Annotated in this window: 2 protein-coding genes; both read left to right on the forward strand. The window is 45.4% G+C overall.

The features are described from left to right. The coding region (locus KCG35_RS26025; protein WP_215822822.1) for a hypothetical protein at positions 1-253 on the forward strand (253 nt) is incomplete at its 5' end. Positions 254-331: 78 nt separating this feature from the next. Next, positions 332-625, forward strand: a 294-nt coding sequence (locus KCG35_RS26030; protein ID WP_215822824.1) for a hypothetical protein, incomplete at its 3' end; no start/stop codon positions are given.

The raw sequence follows: 625 nt of genomic DNA on the forward strand, positions 1-625 counted from the left end.
AATGTCAGTACGAATTATGAAGCATGAGCTCTGGATAGAAAGTGAGGACGAGCAAACATTTTGCCTTGCTGGCCGCCACGGCGATGATGCGCGTCGTTTACTAGAGCCCGGGGCTAAGCTCGTATGGACGTGTGAAGCCTCGTCACATTTCGAGGCAATGGCCAAGTACTACGAGTATATGGACTGGGGGCCTTACACAACTGACTACCCAGAAGAAGACAAGAAAACTTACTCCGAGCTTGGCTGGGAGTAAGTGCATTTAACAAACGCAGGCAAGGGACGCTCCTGACGTCGCGCCCCTGCTGCTTGGCGTTAGGCCGTGCGAGGAATCATGAATATTTCAGAACTCTGGATTGCGCATTCACAAAGTAAGTTTCCTTCGGGATATGGAGGAAAAGATGTTAATGGCGTATGTGTCACTTCTTTGGATAGTTGCGTTTCCGGTTGCGTGAGTTCGTATGTATCAAAGGGATCGAATAAAATAGATTTAGAAAGGTATCAGGTGCTAAGAAATAGTAAAACACAACTAGAACTCGTATTGCCGTACATAGATGAAAGCGCCTTTGAATATTTTTCTAGGCTATATGAAATGTGTAGTTCAATAATTAATGAGGCAGAAATTGCC

Source organism: Zooshikella harenae, from assembly GCF_018837975.1.
Lineage (GTDB): Bacteria > Pseudomonadota > Gammaproteobacteria > Pseudomonadales > Zooshikellaceae > Zooshikella > Zooshikella harenae.